15 protein-coding genes are annotated in these 16,376 nt (G+C 61.6%); 11 read left to right on the top strand and 4 right to left on the bottom strand.

Annotated features, from left to right (window positions below):
• Positions 1–88: 88 nt before the first annotated feature.
• The 3 genes from F7R20_RS01000 to F7R20_RS01010 all read right to left on the bottom strand — a co-directional run bounded on the left by F7R20_RS01000 (position 89) and on the right by F7R20_RS01010 (position 3,646).
• Positions 89–1,333 (bottom strand): saccharopine dehydrogenase family protein, encoded by a 1,245-nt coding sequence (locus tag F7R20_RS01000; protein WP_003201002.1) that lies wholly within the window; start codon positions 1,331–1,333, stop codon positions 89–91.
• 25 nt (positions 1,334–1,358) lie between these two features.
• A complete protein-coding gene (locus F7R20_RS01005; protein ID WP_003201000.1) occupies positions 1,359–2,456 on the bottom strand; it encodes a carboxynorspermidine decarboxylase in 1,098 nt (365 codons plus the stop codon).
• 254 nt (positions 2,457–2,710) lie between these two features.
• On the bottom strand, positions 2,711–3,646 hold the full coding sequence (locus F7R20_RS01010) for a Ppx/GppA family phosphatase (RefSeq protein WP_003200999.1): 936 nt from the start codon (positions 3,644–3,646) through the stop codon (positions 2,711–2,713).
• 319 nt (positions 3,647–3,965) lie between these two features.
• Between F7R20_RS01010 and ppk2 the strand changes: the two genes are divergently transcribed.
• The 6 genes from ppk2 (at position 3,966) to phnE (F7R20_RS01040) (ending at position 10,066) form a co-directional block, all read left to right on the top strand.
• Positions 3,966–4,883, top strand: a complete 918-nt coding sequence (gene ppk2 / locus F7R20_RS01015; RefSeq protein WP_028237133.1) for a polyphosphate kinase 2 — start codon at positions 3,966–3,968, stop codon at positions 4,881–4,883.
• 68 nt (positions 4,884–4,951) lie between these two features.
• Positions 4,952–6,571 carry an inorganic phosphate transporter gene (locus F7R20_RS01020; protein WP_003200997.1) on the top strand — a complete coding sequence of 540 codons (1,620 nt, stop codon included), beginning with the start codon at positions 4,952–4,954 and terminating at the stop codon, positions 6,569–6,571.
• 264 nt (positions 6,572–6,835) lie between these two features.
• A complete protein-coding gene (locus F7R20_RS01025) occupies positions 6,836–7,687 on the top strand; it encodes a putative selenate ABC transporter substrate-binding protein (protein WP_003200995.1) in 852 nt (283 codons plus the stop codon).
• Positions 7,684–8,481 carry a phosphonate ABC transporter ATP-binding protein gene (locus F7R20_RS01030; RefSeq protein ID WP_003200992.1) on the top strand — a complete coding sequence of 266 codons (798 nt, stop codon included), beginning with the start codon at positions 7,684–7,686 and terminating at the stop codon, positions 8,479–8,481. The genes F7R20_RS01025 and F7R20_RS01030 overlap by 4 nt, the downstream gene beginning before the upstream one ends.
• Complete coding sequence (gene phnE / locus F7R20_RS01035; RefSeq protein WP_003200989.1) at positions 8,475–9,302, top strand: phosphonate ABC transporter, permease protein PhnE; 828 nt, start codon at positions 8,475–8,477, stop codon at positions 9,300–9,302. Before F7R20_RS01030 ends, phnE (F7R20_RS01035) begins: the two co-directional genes overlap by 7 nt.
• Complete coding sequence (gene phnE, locus F7R20_RS01040; RefSeq protein ID WP_003200987.1) at positions 9,299–10,066, top strand: phosphonate ABC transporter, permease protein PhnE; 768 nt, start codon at positions 9,299–9,301, stop codon at positions 10,064–10,066. The genes phnE (F7R20_RS01035) and phnE (F7R20_RS01040) overlap by 4 nt, the downstream gene beginning before the upstream one ends.
• Before the next feature lie 64 nt (positions 10,067–10,130).
• Here phnE (F7R20_RS01040) and F7R20_RS01045 read toward each other — a convergent pair whose 3' ends face one another.
• Entirely contained in the window at positions 10,131–11,054 is a 924-nt protein-coding gene (locus F7R20_RS01045) for a LysR family transcriptional regulator (RefSeq protein ID WP_003200985.1), read from the bottom strand.
• Between the two features lie 113 nt (positions 11,055–11,167).
• Here F7R20_RS01045 and F7R20_RS01050 point away from each other — a divergent pair, with 113 nt between their 5' ends.
• From F7R20_RS01050 to yghU, 5 genes are all read left to right on the top strand, one after another.
• Positions 11,168–12,163 carry an aldo/keto reductase gene (locus F7R20_RS01050; RefSeq protein WP_003200981.1) on the top strand — a complete coding sequence of 332 codons (996 nt, stop codon included), beginning with the start codon at positions 11,168–11,170 and terminating at the stop codon, positions 12,161–12,163.
• 121 nt (positions 12,164–12,284) lie between these two features.
• On the top strand, positions 12,285–13,043 hold the full coding sequence (locus tag F7R20_RS01055; RefSeq protein ID WP_003200978.1) for a substrate-binding periplasmic protein: 759 nt from the start codon (positions 12,285–12,287) through the stop codon (positions 13,041–13,043).
• Position 13,044: 1 nt separating this feature from the next.
• Complete coding sequence (locus F7R20_RS01060) at positions 13,045–14,388, top strand: diguanylate cyclase (protein ID WP_003200976.1); 1,344 nt, start codon at positions 13,045–13,047, stop codon at positions 14,386–14,388.
• A 26-nt stretch (positions 14,389–14,414) separates the two neighbouring features.
• Positions 14,415–15,149 (top strand): substrate-binding periplasmic protein, encoded by a 735-nt coding sequence (locus F7R20_RS01065; protein WP_003200974.1) that lies wholly within the window; start codon positions 14,415–14,417, stop codon positions 15,147–15,149.
• A gap of 44 nt (positions 15,150–15,193) precedes the next feature.
• Entirely contained in the window at positions 15,194–16,033 is an 840-nt protein-coding gene (yghU, locus tag F7R20_RS01070; protein ID WP_003200973.1) for a glutathione-dependent disulfide-bond oxidoreductase, read from the top strand.
• Positions 16,034–16,376 lie beyond the last annotated feature (343 nt).

Genomic DNA, 16,376 nt, shown 5'->3' on the forward strand with positions numbered 1-16,376 from the left:
CGAAAAATGCCCCGTACCTTTCGATACGGAGCATTTTTTCAAGGCTTCCCGCGGATTGTGGGAGCCGGAACGCAACCCGCCGCTATCCTTAGGCGTTTTGGTTCCAGGGACGGTCTCCATGCTCGTCCTTGATGCGCGTAGGCAAGCCCATCACGTCCAACGCCTCGAGGAACGCCTCGGCAGGCAGCTCCTCGACGTTGACCATGCGCTGCACGTCCCACTCGCCACGGGCCACCAGCAAGGCTGCGGCCACGGGTGGCACGCCTGCGGTATAGGAAATGCCCTGGCTGTCGGTTTCGGCGTAGGCGTCCTCGTGGTCGGCCACGTTGTAGATGAACATCTCGCGCGGCTGGCCATCCTTGACGCCCTTGACCAGGTCGCCGATGCAGGTCTTGCCGGTGTAGCCCGGCGCCAGCGAACTCGGATCAGGCAGCACTGCCTTGACCACTTTCAGCGGCACGACTTCCAGGCCTTCGGCGGTCTTGACCGGTTGCTCGGAGAGCAGGCCGAGGTTCTTCAGTACGGTGAACACGTTGATGTAGTGCTCACCGAAGCTCATCCAGAAACGTACGTTGGGCACGTCGAGGTTCTTCGACAGCGAGTGCACTTCGTCGTGGCCGGTCAGGTACAGGTTCTGCGAGCCTACGACCGGCAGGTCGTCGGTGCGCTTGACCTCGAACATGGTGTTGCTGGTCCACTGGCTGTCCTGCCAGCTCCACACCTGTCCGGTGAATTCGCGGAAATTGATTTCCGGGTCGAAATTGGTGGCGAAATATTTGCCATGGGAGCCGGCATTGACGTCGAGAATATCGATCGAATCAATGCGGTCGAAATGCTGTTGCTGCGCCAGTGCCGCATAGGCATTGACCACACCCGGGTCGAAGCCCACGCCGAGAATGGCGGTGATGTTCTTTTCCTGGCACTCCTGGAGGTGGTTCCACTCGTAGTTGCCGTACCAGGGCGGTGTCTCGCAGACCTTGCCCGGTTCTTCGTGGATGGCGGTGTCCAGGTAGGCCACGCCGGTATCGATGCAGGCACGCAGCACCGACATGTTGAGAAAGGCAGAGCCGACGTTGATGACGATCTGCGACTCGGTTTCGAGAATCAGCGCCTTGGTCGCGTCGACATCCAGAGCGTTCAGTGCGAAAGCCTTGATGTCGGCGGGTTGCTTGAGGCTACCCTTGGCCTTGACGCTGTCGATGATGGCCTGGCATTTGGAGATGTTGCGCGACGCGATAGCAATACGACCGAGTTCGTCGTTGTGCTGCGCGCACTTGTGGGCCACCACCTTGGCGACACCTCCTGCACCAATGATAAGTACGTTCTTCTTCAATTTCTTCATTTCTCCTTCCGCCAACTCAAGACAGGCTGGACAGATAGTCGTCGTAAACAAACTCGCGAACCACCTCGACGCTGCCGTCGAGCTGCTTCACTACGATGGACGGCATTTTCAGGCCGTTGAACCAGTTTTTCTTGACCATGGTGTAGCCCGCTGCGTCGATGAACGACAGCCGATCGCCGATGGACAGCGGACGATCGAATTGGTACTCGCCGAAAATGTCTCCGGCCAGGCAGGATTTGCCGCACACCATGTAGGTGTGTTCGCCCTCGCTCGGTGCCATTTTGGCGTCCAGGCGATAGATCAGCAGATCGAGCATGTGCGCCTCGATGGAACTGTCCACCACGGCCAGGTGCTTGCCGTTGTAGAGCGTGTCGAGCACGGTGACTTCCAGCGACGCACTCTGGGTGATCGCGGCCTCGCCCGGCTCCAGGTAGACCTGCACGCCATATTTTTGCGAGAAGGCCTTGAGCCGCGCGCAGAAGGCGTCCAGGGCGTAGCCCTCGCCGGTGAAGTGAATGCCGCCACCGAGGCTGACCCACTCGACCTTATGCAGCAAGTGACCAAAGCGCTCTTCGATAGTGCCCAGCATCTGGTCGAACAAACCGAAATCGCCGTTCTCGCAGTTGTTGTGGAACATGAAGCCGGAGATATGCTCGATGACTTGCTCGATTTTCACCGGATCCCATTCACCCAGGCGGCTGAAGGGGCGCGCCGGGTCAGCCAGCAGGTAATCGGAGCTGCTCACTTGCGGATTGACCCGCAGGCCGCGGACCTTGCCGGCCGACGCTTCGGTGTAGCGCTGCAACTGGCCGATGGAGTTGAAGATGATCTTGTCGCAGTTGGCGAGCATCTCCTCGATCTCATCGTCGGCCCAGGCGACGCTGTAGGCATGGGTCTCGCCAGCGAACTTCTGCCGGCCGAGCTTGAGCTCATAGAGCGACGACGAAGTCGTGCCGTCCATGTACTGCTGCATCAGGTCGAACACCGACCAGGTGGCGAAGCACTTGAGCGCCAACAAGGCCTTGGCCCCGGACTGCTCACGCACATAGGCGATCTTCTGCATGTTCGCCAGCAGCTTTTGTTTGTCGATGAGGTAGTACGGCGTTTTGATCATTTTCGAGGCCTCCGGGCAAGGCGAGCCAAAAAAGGATGCGCATTGTGCCTTCACTGACTGCATATCGAAAGAGCGAAAAGCCCCGTTCACGCAATCACCCTGATCCGGGCCCACGCTTTGCGATAACCGGACGTACCGACTGCCCAGGCGATGAAATGCTGGATGATCTGGTAAAGAAGGGGTCACCGAAGAGGCGCTGATGCTCGAAATTGAGCCATCGCTGATAGACGGCAATGGGTAACAACCGTCCGTGATCAGTGCTGATGCATCAGACCATGCAGAACGCCGAACCTCAGGCCCGGCTCGGAAGCAATCATTTGCGAGATACCAAAGACCTTGAATGCCGCCAGCATGATCGCCAGGCCACCGGGCAGGATGCCCAGGCGGTGGGTTTGCAAGCCGGCCAACCTGAGCTGGTTGACATGGCCGACCTCCAACAGTCGCAACGACAACCGCAACAATCCACTGTAGGTAATGCCGCCTTTACCCAAGTCGTTGAGGTCGTTGGCCTTGAGCACTTTGGCCAACATCCGCGCGGTACCGGAAGAGCCGATAGCCTGCTGCCAGCCCAGCGCGCGATAACGAGACGCCACTCTTTCAAACTGCAGGACGGCCACTCGCTCCGCCTCCAACAGCGCTTGAGCAGTCATGCATCCGCCCGGAAAGTAACGCGCGCCAAAAGTGCCGCTGCCAATGGCAATGCTTTCCGTGAACAGCGGCTGCGCACCCTGCCCCAGAATCAGTTCGGTCGAGCCACCGCCGATGTCCACCACCAGCCGCGTACGCTCGACACCGGGCACCGTATGGGCAACACCGGCATACACCAGTCGGGCTTCTTCGTGCCCGGAGAGCACGTCGATCCGAAACCCCAGGTGGCGCTCGGCGCTGGCCAGGAACAGCTGGGCATTCGCCGCCTCGCGCACGGCACTGGTCGCCACCGCCCGCACCCGTCCGGCTTCAAAGCCGCGCAGTTTCTTGCCGAATCGGGCGAGCGCCTGCCAGCCCCGATCCAGTGCCAGCTCGTCCAACGCCCCGGCCTGCAGGCCCTCAGCCAATCGGACCGGCTCGCGCAGGGTTTTCACTTCCTGGATCACCAACTGTCGATTGCGCTTGACCGACTGGCCGATCATCAAGCGGAAAGCGTTAGAGCCCAAGTCAATGGCCGCGAACAGGGGGGCGTCGCCTTTCATAGCGGTGTTCCTTGATTCATCAGCCAGCAGGCACAGGCGCTGCCGGACTTCCCACGATGGTTTGCGAAGATCCTGCCATGGCTTCGATGACACCTGGATGACACCCCTGGCGCTCGGCCATGGAAAACAGACGCGCACCAACGAAATTTCGGGCGAACCCTGCGCCTTCGAGCGTAATCGATAAAACTCGATCGTGCAGGCATCCTCCAGAGATAAACGTTTTAGCCATGGGAAAGCGCGTGAAGCTCGGATGACCGTCACCGTCATGTAACAAAATGCAACTAGCGTGGATGGCGCCTCCACGACCGAGTTTTCCATCATGCTTTCAACCCAGGACACCTTGGTACAGCGCATCCACCGCGAACTGCTTGACCACAGTGACGAAGAGCTGGAGCTGGAGTTATCCGAAGACGGGTATGACCTGAACGCCTTGTTCGATGAACACGCCCCGGATAGCAGCGAGAAGGAAATCCGACGACTGTATTTCAGCGAACTGTTCCGCCTTCAAGGCGAACTGGTGAAGCTGCAAAGCTGGGTGGTCAAGACCGGACACAAGGTTGTGATCCTGTTCGAAGGACGCGATGCCGCTGGCAAGGGTGGCGTGATCAAGCGTATTACCCAGCGACTCAATCCACGGGTATGCCGCGTCGCCGCCCTGCCCGCCCCCAACGACCGTGAACGGACTCAATGGTACTTCCAGCGCTACGTCTCGCACCTGCCTGCGGCGGGTGAAATCGTGCTGTTCGACCGCAGCTGGTACAACCGCGCCGGGGTCGAACAAGTCATGGGGTTCTGCACCGCCGACCAGTACGAAGAGTTCTTCCGTACCGTGCCGGAATTCGAACGGATGCTCGCTCGCTCCGGTATCCAGTTGATCAAGTACTGGTTCTCCATTTCCGACCAGGAACAGCACCTGCGCTTCCTCAGTCGCATTCATGACCCACTCAAGCAATGGAAGCTCAGCCCCATGGACCTGGAGTCCCGCCGGCGTTGGGAGGCCTACACCAAGGCCAAGGAAATCATGCTCGAACGCACCCACATCGCCGAGGCTCCCTGGTGGGTGGTGCACGCCGACGACAAGAAAAAGGCCCGGCTCAATTGCATCCATCACCTGCTTGGGCAAATGCCCTATGAAGAGGTGGAAATGCCGGCCATCGAACTGCCGCAGCGAGTACGACAGCAAGACTACTCCCGCAGTCCGACGCCACCGGAGCTCATCGTGCCTCGGGTCTATTAAGGCCAGCCAGGCAGGGACGCCCGGCACCGCGCCTCCCACTTCCACAGCTCACTGAATCGGATTTCATCATGACAAACCAGACCCTGGTCATGGACTCATCGAGTTCCATCGCCCCCAGCTCAAGACCGCAGCTCACCGGCAAACCGAGCGTGATCACCTTGGTGGTGTTTTTCGCCGTACTGGGCAGCGGTTTGCTGTTTACCGCCTACAGCCTGATGCACGACATGAACGAACTCGGCACCGTAGTGACCACCTGGACGCCGTTCCTGCTGTTGGGCGTGGCGCTGCTGATTGCCCTTGGCTTCGAATTCGTCAATGGCTTCCACGACACTGCCAACGCCGTGGCCACGGTCATTTATACCAATTCCATGGCGCCGAACTTCGCCGTGGCCTGGTCGGGCTTCTTCAACTTCCTCGGAGTGCTGCTCTCCAGCGGCGCCGTGGCCTTCGGCATCATCGCCCTGCTGCCGGTGGAACTGATCCTGCAAGTCGGCTCCTCCGCCGGCTTCGCGATGATCTTCGCCCTGCTGATTGCCGCCATCCTGTGGAACCTGGGCACCTGGTGGCTGGGTTTGCCGGCGTCGTCGTCCCACACGCTGATCGGCTCGATCATCGGCGTGGGCGTCGCCAATGCCCTGATGCACGGGCGTGACGGCACCAGCGGTGTGGACTGGGCCCAGGCGACCAAGATCGGCTATGCGTTGCTGTTGTCGCCGCTGGTGGGCTTCGGTTGCGCTGCATTGCTGCTGCTGGCGCTGCGGGCCTTCGTCAAGAACCGCTCGCTGTACAAGGCCCCGGAAGGCAATACGCCGCCGCCCTGGTGGATTCGCGGCATGCTGATCCTGACCTGCACCGGCGTGTCATTCGCCCACGGCTCCAACGACGGCCAGAAAGGCATGGGCCTGATCATGCTGATTCTGGTCGGCACCCTGCCGATGGCGTATGCGCTGAACCGCACCATGCCGGCCGACCAGGCGCTGCAATTCGCCGCCGTGGCGCAAGTCACCCAGCAAGCACTGGTCAAGCACTCGCCGCTGCCGGCCCCGGCAAATCCGCGAGCGATCCTTTCCACCTACGTGGGCAGCAAGGAGGCGACGCCGCAATTGGTTCCGGCCCTGGCCGCCATGACCGGCAGCATCGGCGCCGAGGTCAAGGGCTACGGCTCGCTGGCCAAAGTCCCCGCCGAAGCCGTGGGCAACGTGCGCAACGACATGTACCTGACCAGCGAAACCATTCGCCTGATGGACAAGAACAAGGTCGGCAACTTCGACGCCGACACCAGCGCCCAGCTGCAACTGTTCAAGCAGCAGATCGACAATTCCACGCGGTTCATTCCACTGTGGGTGAAAATCGCCGTGGCCATCGCCCTCGGCCTGGGCACCATGGTCGGCTGGAAGCGCATCGTGGTGACGGTGGGTGAGAAAATCGGCAAGTCCCACCTGACCTACGCCCAAGGTGCCTCAGCCGAAACCGTCGCCATGCTGACCATCGGCGCCGCCGACATGTTCGGTTTGCCGGTGTCCACGACCCATGTGTTGTCCTCCGGCGTGGCCGGCACCATGGTCGCCAACGGTTCCGGCTTGCAGATGCGCACCATCCGCAACCTGGTGATGGCCTGGGTACTGACGCTGCCTGCTGCCATCCTCCTTTCGGGCAGCCTCTACTGGTTGTTCACCAAGCTGTTCTGACCTCTCGTTCGCCGAGGCCTCACCTGACTGAGGCCTCGCGCTGAATCTCCTGTCCGCCACCTGCCAATGTGGGAGCGAGCTTGCTCGCTCCCACAAGGGTTGTGGGTGAGCTTGAGATCGCTGCTCTGTCCTATCTTCTTCATCTGGCAGGCCAGAAAACGGTTAATATCGCTCTCCTTCGTCTACCCTCACAGAGCGGCGTACCGCCCTCCACGTGGGCGTGATGCTTCACCATTCCTTGCCTTCATGTACCGGAGATCCTCCATGCTCAAGCGTTCCCTGGCATTGGCCGTCGGCGTTGCCCTGTCTTTTTGCAGCCTGCTGACCCAGGCCGCCGACACCTTGAAAGTCAGTGCGATTCCCGATGAGGCCCCGACCGAGCTGCTACGCAAGTTCAAGCCGCTGGGTGCTTATCTGGAGCAGCAAACCGGCATGAAAGTCGAGTTCGTACCCGTCAGCGACTACCCCGCCGTAGTCGAAGCGCTGGCCACCGACCGGATCGACATGGCCTGGCTGGGCGGCTTCACCTTCGTGCAGGCACGCCTGAAAACCGGCAACGCCATTCCCCTGGTCCAACGCGAACAGGACGCCCAGTTCACCAGTAAATTCATCACCGCCGACCCGGCCGTCAAATCCCTCGCCGACCTCAAGGGCAAGACCTTTGCCTTCGGTTCGGTGTCGTCGACGTCCGGTAGCCTCATGCCGCGCTATTTCATGCTCAAGGACGGCATCAAGCCGGAAAGCTACTTCAGTCGCGTGGGCTACTCGGGCGCCCATGACGCCACAGTCGCCTGGGTCCAGGCCGGCAAGGTCGACGCTGGCGTGCTGAACGCCAGTGTCTGGGAAAAACTGGTCGCTGCCGGCAAGGTCGACACGACCAAGGTCAAGGTTTTCGCCACCACCCCAGCCTATTTCGACTACAACTGGACGGTGCGCGGTACCCTCGACCCAGCGTTGGCGGCCAAGATAAAGGCAGCTTTCCTGGCACTCGATCCAGCCAACCCGAAGGACAAGGAAATCCTCGATCTGCAGGCCGCCAGCCGCTTCATCGAAACCAAGCCTGAGAACTACAAGGGCATCGAGGAAGCCGCACGCGCCGCCGAACTGCTCAAATGACCCTGCAACTGACCCAGGTCAGCGTTACCCATGCCAATGGCGTCCAGGCGCTGCGCGGCATCGACCTGCACATCGGCGTCGGTGAACAGGTCGCCATCATCGGCCCGTCCGGCGCGGGCAAGTCGAGCCTGCTCAACCTGCTGGCCACTGCCCTGCGCCCGGGTAACGGCGAGCTGCAACTGCTCGGCGAACGCGCCTGGCAGTTGTCTGCCCGCCAGCGTCAACGCCTGCGCGCGCGCATCGGCCTGATCCACCAATCGCCGCCGCTGCCGCCGCGTCAACGCGTGGTCACGGCGGTCCTGGCCGGAAAGCTCGGTCAGTGGGGCATCGGCAAAAGCCTGTTGAACCTGCTGCATCCGCTGGATATTCCAGGCGCCAGGGCGGCGTTGGCCCGACTGGACCTGGGCGACAAATTGTTCGCGCAATGCCAGCAGCTGTCGGGCGGACAGCTGCAACGCGTAGGCATTGCCCGGGTGTTGTACCAGGCGCCTGAGGTGCTGCTGGCCGATGAACCGGTTTCGGCCATGGATCCGGTACTGGCCCAGCACACGCTTTCGGTGCTTTGCCGCCATGCCCGGGAGCACAACGTCACCCTGGTCGCCAGCCTGCATGCGGTGGAACTGGCCTTGGCACACTTTTCCCGGGTCATTGGCCTGCGTGATGGACAGATCCTGTTCGACCTGCCAACCGAAGCCGTAGACCGCCAGTTGCTCGACACGCTCTACGCCAACGAACAGCTACAGTCTTCGCCAACGCCCCCCGCTTCCTTGAGCGTGCAGATTCCCCGATGCTGACACGCGATACCCGAGACCCCGCCACCCGCCCGCGCCTGCTGCTCACTCTGCTGGCCCTCGTCCTGCTGTGGCCGGGCATCCAGTTCAGCGAACTGGACCTTCGCGTGCTGGTGGCGAGGGACAGCCAGAGTGAAATGGGCCGGTTTGTAGCAGCCTTCTGGCCTCCAGCCCATGGCGACGAATTTGTCGAGCTGCTGTGGCAGGCCACCTTGCAGACGCTGGCGATCGCCACTGCCGGCATGGCCCTGGCGTTGCTGTTGGCGGTGCCCGCGAGCCTGCTGGCCAGCCGCGCCCTATCGCTGTCGGCGGCCTCCCGTGCCGGGCACCCGGGTTATTGGGGGCAACTGCTGCGCTGGCCGGTGCGCGGCCTGCTGATCTTCCTGCGCAGCGTCCCGGAAATCGTCTGGGCCTTGCTCTTCGTGCGTGCCGTCGGCCTCGGCCCCACGGCCGGTGTACTGGCGATCGCCATTACCTACAGCGGCATGCTGGGCAAGGTCTACGCGGAAATCTACGAGTCGGTCGACCAGCGTCCGGCCCATGCGCTCTTGCAATCCGGCAGCAGCCGGTTCGCCGCTTTCTGCTACGGGATCCTGCCCAATGTCGCGGCGGAACTGTTGTCGTACACGGTGTATCGCTGGGAGTGCGCCATCCGCGCCTCGGTAGTGATGGGCTTCGTCGGTGCCGGGGGCCTGGGCCAGCAAATGGACCTGTCGCTGCGAATGTTCGCCGGCGGTGAAGTGGCCAGCCTGCTGCTGACGTTCCTGGTGCTGGTACTGCTCGCCGATCAACTCAGCCGCCTGCTGCGCTGGAGGCTGGCATGAATCGCCTGATCAACGCGGTCATTGTCCTGGGCATCGGTGCGGCAGTCGTCGCCTCGTTCATCTACCTGGGCATCGACCTGGGCGAGCTCGGCGACAGCGGCAATCTGCACCAGATGGGCGCTTATGCGCAGCATTTTCTCAGCCCGGACCTGAGCCTGGGCCACCTGAAGGCGATCGGCCACGGCGCCCTGGAAACCCTCGCCATGTCGGCCATTGGCACCTTGCTCGCGGCAGTCTTCGGCCTGCTATTGGCCTTGCCTGCGGCCGGGCGCTTCGGCTGGCCCCTGCAGAGCGCTTCGCGGCTGGTGCTCAATGCCTTGCGCGCGGTTCCAGAATTGGTGTGGGCGGCGCTGATGGTCCTCGCCGCCGGGCTCGGCCCCAATGCCGGCACCCTGGCCTTGGCCCTGCACACCACCGGCGTGCTCGGCCGGCTGTTCGCCGAAGCCCTGGAAAATACCCCGTCCGAACCGGCCGACGCCATCCGCCTGCAAGGTGGCAATGCGGTATTGGCTTTCTGCTACGGCACGCTGCCCAACCTCCTGCCCCAGCTACTGGCCTATGTCTTGTACCGCTGGGAAAACAATATCCGCATGGCCAGCGTGCTCGGCTTCGTCGGCGCCGGGGGCTTGGGGCAAATGCTCTACGTCAGCCTCAGCCTGTTCCAGGAAGCCCAGGGCAGCACGGTGATCCTGGCGATGTTGTTGCTGGTTTTCGCGGTCGATACGTTGAGCAGCTGGAGTCGCCAACGCTGGGTCAAGGCTTGAGGTCCTATTGACTGACAGGGCCCTATCGCGAGCAAGCTCGCTCCCACAGCGATTCGGCGCTGCTCTACACCCTATCCATCAGCGCCCCCTGGGCATCCGCCTCTCCCTGCAACAGCTCGATCACCCAGTCGATAAAGACCCTCACCCTGGGCGACAACTGTCGATGGGGCGGGTATACCGCTGAGATCGGCCACGACGGCACGCTGTAGTCGTCGAGCACTTGAACCAGCCGGCCTTCGGCCAACTGCTGTTGCACGTGATAACGCGGCACCTGGATCAAGCCGAATCCCGCTTCACAGGCCGTCACGTAGGCGTCGGCATTGTTGACGTTCAAGTCACTGGGCAATTGCATTTCGCGCACCCGCCCCGCCACCTCGAATTCGAACGGAAAGAACCGCCCATTGCCGGACGCAAACCCGATGGCCCGGTGCGCCGCCAAATCCTCCAACCGCCCGGGCGTGCCGGCGCGGGCCAGATAGTCAGGGCTGGCGCACGTCAATTGATGCAGACGCACGATGGGACGCGCCACCAGCGCCTGGTCGACGACGTTGCCGGCGCGAATTGCACAATCCACGCCCTCGCGCTGCAGATGGACCTGGCGATCATGAAAACCGATGTCCAGTTGCAACGCCGGGTAGCGACGATAGAAATCCGGCAGGCGTGGCACGATCCAGGTGCAACCAAAGGCAATGGGCATGTCCACTTTCAAGGTGCCGCGCGGCTGGCTGCGTTGCGCCGACAACGAACTTTCGAGGTCATCGAGGTCGTCCAGCAACTGGCCGCTGCGCTGGTAATACGCTTGCCCATCAAGCGTTGCGCGCACCTGCCGGGTGGTGCGCTGCAACAGTTGCACGCCCAGATGGGCTTCCAACTGCTGGATCAGCAGGCTGACGGTGGCCCGCGGAAGCCCAAGGTCATCGGCCGCCTTGCCAAAACCGCCCAGTTCAACGATGCGCCGGAACACCTGCATGGCCTGTAATCGGTCCAATCTCGCGCCTCATTATTTAGATATCACGAATAGTTAAACCAATAATCATGGATTTATCCAGGAAACCCCTTGATAGAGACTGCACAGGTCGTTCATTTCCAGGAGCTATCAGCATGAAGACTCGCCAACTCGGCCATCGCGGCCCTCACGTTTCCTCCATCGGCCTGGGCTGCATGGGCATGTCGGATTTCTACACCACGGGCGTGGACGAGCTCGAAGCGATTGCCACGCTGCACCGCGCCGTGGAATTGGGCGTGACGCTGTTCGACACCGCCGACATGTACGGGCCGCATACCAACGAACAACTGCTCGGACGGGCCCTGCGCGGCAAGCGTGACAGCCTTTACCTGGCGAGCAAGTTCGGCCTGGTGCGCAGCAGCGATCCCCATGCCCGCGGCGTCAATGGTCGCCCCGACTACGTCCGGCAATCTGTCGAGGGCAGCCTCAAGCGTCTCGATACCGATTACCTCGACCTCTACTACCAGCACCGCATCGATCCTGAAGTGCCCGTCGAAGAAAGCATCGGCGCCATGGCCGAGCTGGTCAAGGCCGGCAAGGTCCGCCACATCGGGATCTCGGAAGCCAGCGCCGAGACCATCCAGCGGGCCCACGCCGTGCATCCCCTGGCAGCGGTACAAAGCGAATATTCGCTGTGGTCCCGTGAGCCAGAACACAATGACGTGCTCGATACTTGCCGGCGCCTTGGCATTGCATTCGTCGCCTACAGCCCCTTGGGCCGGGGCTTTTTGACCGGTGAGCTGAAATCACCGGAGGACTTCGCCGCCGATGACTATCGCCGCTTCAACCCGCGCTTCCAGGCCGACAACTTCAATCGCAACCTGGCGCTGGTAGAGCGGGTCAAGGCATTGGCCTTGGACAAGGGCATCAGCGCTGCGCAATTGGCCTTGGCCTGGGTATTGGCCCAGGGTGACCATGTCATCCCGATCCCGGGCACCAAGCAGCGCAAGTACCTGGAAAGCAACGTGGCAGCGGCTTCGGTGATGTTGAGCGCTGACGAATTGGCCCAGCTGGATGGAATTTTCGCAGGCGAAGGTGCCGTGGCAGGCGACCGATACCAGGCGCACACGATGACGTTGTTGAACGGTTGATCCTGCGGCTGGGCTGGCAGTTTCGACAGGCCGGATTCAAGCAGGCGTCAGCCCAGCCGATAACCCTATCAATAATAGCTTCCAGACCTCCGGGTTCTGCAGTTGCATAGGGTAATGATCAATGGGTTTGCCGCTGAATCGCCTGCTGGTGTGGGGCGTCCTGATGTTCCTCGCTGCAAGCGCTGGCGCGGCAGAGGCGCCGCTGCGCATCGTGACCGAGGAACTGCCGCCCTACAACATGACGCAGAACGGCCGAATGACCGGCATGAGCACCGAGGTGGTCCAGGCCGTGCTCAAGGAGGTCGGCATGGACGCGCCTATCCATTCCATGCCATGGGCCCGTGCCTACGAACTGGCGCTCAATGAAAGCAACGTGCTCATCTACTCGATCGTCCGCACCCCTGCACGTGAACCGCTTTTCCAGTGGGTCGGCAGCATCGGCCCGACGCAGTGGTACCTCTACTCGCTGGCGGACCGGCCGGTGAAACTCGACTCGCTGGCCGATGCCCATGGTCACCAGATCGCCACGGTCAATCAGGACGTGGGTGAGCAATACCTGGTCTCGAAGGGCTTTCGCATCGGCGAGGAATTGCAGTCGAGCACCAAGTACGAACACAACTACCGCAAGCTCAAGGTCGATCACGTGGAGCTGTGGATTTCCAATGAGCTCAACGCGCTGTACCTGACGCGCCAGAACGGCGAAGACCCGGACAAGTTGCTGATCCGCTCGCTGGCACTGCCCGAGCTGAGCAGCGCAGACGGCTTGAGCATGGCATTCAGCCGCAATACGCCAGCCGATATGGTGGCGAAGTTCCGTGTGGGCCTGGAGACCATCCGGCGCAATGGCGTCTACGATGCCATCCTGCGCAAATGGTTATGACATGGATGCCAATTTCCGCAGGGCGTCCTCCTTACAACCACAGACCAGGGCGTTCAGCTCCCTGGGACGCCGCCTGGTACTGGCAACGCTATTGTTCTGCCTGCTCTTTACCCTGGCGATGGTCACCTGGCGTACCTGGTTGGCCTGGGAAAACAATCTGGCGGAAATGAATTCGGAGCTGGCCCTGATCGACCAGGTGTTCCAGAACACCCTGGCCCATGCCATTTGGGAACTGGACCGTGAATCCCTCGACCAGCAAATCGCCAGCGTCGCCATGGCAGCGCCCGTGGGACGCCTGGTATTGAACATCCTGCGCCCCGGGCAAGCGCCTGAAGTCATCGAACTCAATCGATACCCCGCCGGTCAATCGGGCGTGGTGCCGGTGCTGCATCGCCAGCTCATCGCACAACCCTACGCCGGGGCCCATGAAAAAGTCGGCGAGCTGACCATCGAAGGCGACAATAACCTGCTGTGGGAGCGCCTCTGGGGCGAAGCACGCAGCATCGTCATCACCCAGCTCATCCAGTCCTTGCTGCTGGCAGGGTTGGTCATGACCGTGTTCAACCGCCTGGTGACCGTGCATGTGGTACACATCGCCCGGCACCTGGGCGAACTGGCGCCGCAAACCCTCAAGCGTCACCTCAAGCTGCAACGGGCGGTGCAGCGCCAGGACGAGCTGAGCCTGCTCGAATTCCAGGTCAATACACTCCAGGACAACCTGCGCGCCCATTTGGAACGCCAGCATTCGGACGAACTGGCCCTTGCCGCCAGCCGCGACCAAATGGCCGAACTGGTCGAGGCCCGCACCGCGGAATTGAAGGCGGCCAACCAGGCCCTCGAAGCACTGTCACGCCACGACGATTTGACGGGGCTGGCCAACCGTCGCTATTTCGACGAGTTGAAGGACATCGAGTTTCGCCGGGCGATCCGCCACAAAACCCCGCTGGCCGTGCTCATGTGCGATGTCGATTTCTTCAAGATCTACAACGACACCTACGGCCACATGCAGGGCGACTTGTGCTTGAAAGAGATCGCCGAGACCCTGCGCAGCGTGTTCGGCCGCTCTGGCGAACTGACCGCGCGCGTAGGCGGCGAAGAGTTCGTCGTGGTCCTGCCCAACGTCGATGCCGCCCAGGCCTGCGAGGCCGCCCAACGTTTCCGTACAAGCCTGGCGGAACGTGAACTGCCCCACAGCGGTTCCAAGGTCTCGTCGTTTGTCACCGTGAGCATCGGCGTCGCCGAGCTGGACCCGGAGACCATGGACCATTTCGATCAACTGCTGCAACGCGCCGACCAGGCGCTGTACCGGGCCAAACACAAGGGGCGCGATTGCGTCGCCCTGTAAACCATCGCGTGCCATGAGGTCTGTATATGTACTATCGCCTGATACTCTGCTCGTGCCTGCTTCTCACCTCGATCAGCCTGCAAAGCCACGCCGAGACGATCGAAGTCGTGACCGAAGATTCCCTCTATGCCTACCAGCGTGACAACAAGGTCGTCGGGCCGGGTATTCGCATCGCCGAAGAAACGCTGAAGAACGCGCAGCTCACCGACTACAGCCTGTCGCTATACCCGTGGGCCCGGGCCTACGAAAAGGCGCTGCACGAGCCTAACGTGTTGATTTTCCCCCTGGACCGCACCCCGGCCCGCGAGCAATTGTTCAAATGGGTCGGTGAGATACACCGGGTGGCGAGCCGGCTCTACAAGATGCGAGACAGTGAAGGTATCGCCGTCAACAATCTCGAGGATGCCAAGCAGTACAGCATCGGCGTGGTGCGAAATGACGCCAAGCAGATTTACCTGCAACAGCGTGGGTTTACCCGGCTGGTCATCTCGGCCAACAACCACGACAACTTTCAAAAGCTGCTGAATCACCAGATCCAACTGCTGCCGCTGCCGGAGAACACCGCGCGCCTGATGAGCAAGGATGCCCAAGTGGATTTCACTTCGCTGGAAGAGGTCTATACCCTCGACGAGCAACCCCACAAGGTCCACCTGGCGTTCAGCCTGAGCACACCTGACGAAGTCGTCGCCAAGGCCCAGCGCGCTTTCGAGCAGCTCAAGGCTTCCGGTGAAGTGGCGCGGATCATGAACGAACAGCGGTAGACTCTGGGGGATCACACCACAAGCAAACGATGAGGTATGTCCCGATGAGCCAAGCGTCCTACGTTCCGCCCAAGGTCTGGAAAAACGACGCCCCGTCTGGCGGCCAGTTCGCCAGCATCAACCGCCCTATCGCCGGGCCAACTCACGAAAAAACCTTGCCGATTGGCAAGCACCCGTTGCAGCTCTATTCCCTGGCCACGCCCAATGGCGTGAAGGTGACCATCCTGCTGGAGGAACTGCTGGCGCTGGGTCATACGGGCGCGGAATACGACGCCTGGCTGATCCGCATCAGCGAAGGTGACCAGTTCTCCAGCGGTTTTGTCGAGGTCAACCCCAACTCCAAGATCCCGGCCCTGCTGGACCGCAGCGTGGAACCTGCCATCCGTGTCTTCGAGTCCGGTTCGATCCTGCTGTACCTGGCGGAAAAATTCGGCGCCTTCCTGCCCACCGACCCGGCGGGCCGCACCGAAACACTGAACTGGCTGTTCTGGCAGATGGGCTCTGCCCCATACCTGGGTGGCGGCTTCGGGCATTTCTACGCCTATGCACCGGAGAAACTCGAATACCCGATCAATCGCTTCACCATGGAGGCCAAGCGTCAACTCGACGTCCTGGATCGCCGCCTCGGCGAAAGCCAATACCTGGCAGGCGATGACTACACCATCGCCGACATCGCGGTCTGGCCCTGGTATGGCCAACTGGTGCGCAACAACGTGTACGGCGCCGCCGAATTCCTGAGTGCCCACGAATACACCCATGTGCAGCGCTGGGCAGAAGAGATTGCCAAGCGCCCGGCCGTCCTGCGCGGACAGCGGGTCAACCGTACGTGGGGGGATGAGGCGAGCCAGGTGCCGGAGCGGCATGAGGCTGGGGATCTGGGCTGAGGCCAGGTCGCATGTCGGGTCGGTGGTAAACCCCGGCTTTTTTTGACCAGCACAGCCCCCTGTGGGAGCGAGCTTGCTCGCGATGGCGGTGGATCAGTTGGCATCAATGCTGAATGTGCCGACCTCATCGCGAGCAAGCTCGCTCCCACATTGGATGGGTGGTGAACCTCGGTTCCTCGACTGGCACAGCCCCCCTGTGGGAGCGGGTTTGCTCGCGAAAGCGTTGGATCAGCTTGCAGTGATGCTGAATGTGCTGACGTCATCGCGAACAGGCTCGCCAACTCCCTCTCTGCAAAAAAATCTATTTGGCAGCGATACACTGCTACCCACTCATGCAGGCCTT

It is taken from the genome of Pseudomonas brassicacearum subsp. brassicacearum, from assembly GCF_008801605.1.
Classification (GTDB): Bacteria; Pseudomonadota; Gammaproteobacteria; order Pseudomonadales; family Pseudomonadaceae; genus Aquipseudomonas; species Aquipseudomonas brassicacearum.

What these genes read in the sequence shown, in the direction of transcription:
- F7R20_RS01005 (WP_003201000.1), bottom strand. Translation starts at nt 2,456, where the DNA reads ATGATCAAAACGCCGTACTACCTCATCGACAAACAAAAGCTGCTGGCG.
- F7R20_RS01010 (WP_003200999.1), bottom strand. Translation starts at nt 3,646, where the DNA reads ATGAAAGGCGACGCCCCCCTGTTCGCGGCCATTGACTTGGGCTCTAAC.
- ppk2 (WP_028237133.1), top strand. Translation starts at nt 3,966, where the DNA reads ATGCTTTCAACCCAGGACACCTTGGTACAGCGCATCCACCGCGAACTG.
- F7R20_RS01020 (WP_003200997.1), top strand. Translation starts at nt 4,952, where the DNA reads ATGACAAACCAGACCCTGGTCATGGACTCATCGAGTTCCATCGCCCCC.
- F7R20_RS01025 (WP_003200995.1), top strand. Translation starts at nt 6,836, where the DNA reads ATGCTCAAGCGTTCCCTGGCATTGGCCGTCGGCGTTGCCCTGTCTTTT.
- F7R20_RS01030 (WP_003200992.1), top strand. Translation starts at nt 7,684, where the DNA reads ATGACCCTGCAACTGACCCAGGTCAGCGTTACCCATGCCAATGGCGTC.
- phnE (WP_003200989.1), top strand. Translation starts at nt 8,475, where the DNA reads ATGCTGACACGCGATACCCGAGACCCCGCCACCCGCCCGCGCCTGCTG.
- phnE (WP_003200987.1), top strand. Translation starts at nt 9,299, where the DNA reads ATGAATCGCCTGATCAACGCGGTCATTGTCCTGGGCATCGGTGCGGCA.
- F7R20_RS01050 (WP_003200981.1), top strand. Translation starts at nt 11,168, where the DNA reads ATGAAGACTCGCCAACTCGGCCATCGCGGCCCTCACGTTTCCTCCATC.
- F7R20_RS01055 (WP_003200978.1), top strand. Translation starts at nt 12,285, where the DNA reads ATGGGTTTGCCGCTGAATCGCCTGCTGGTGTGGGGCGTCCTGATGTTC.
- F7R20_RS01060 (WP_003200976.1), top strand. Translation starts at nt 13,045, where the DNA reads ATGGATGCCAATTTCCGCAGGGCGTCCTCCTTACAACCACAGACCAGG.
- F7R20_RS01065 (WP_003200974.1), top strand. Translation starts at nt 14,415, where the DNA reads ATGTACTATCGCCTGATACTCTGCTCGTGCCTGCTTCTCACCTCGATC.
- yghU (WP_003200973.1), top strand. Translation starts at nt 15,194, where the DNA reads ATGAGCCAAGCGTCCTACGTTCCGCCCAAGGTCTGGAAAAACGACGCC.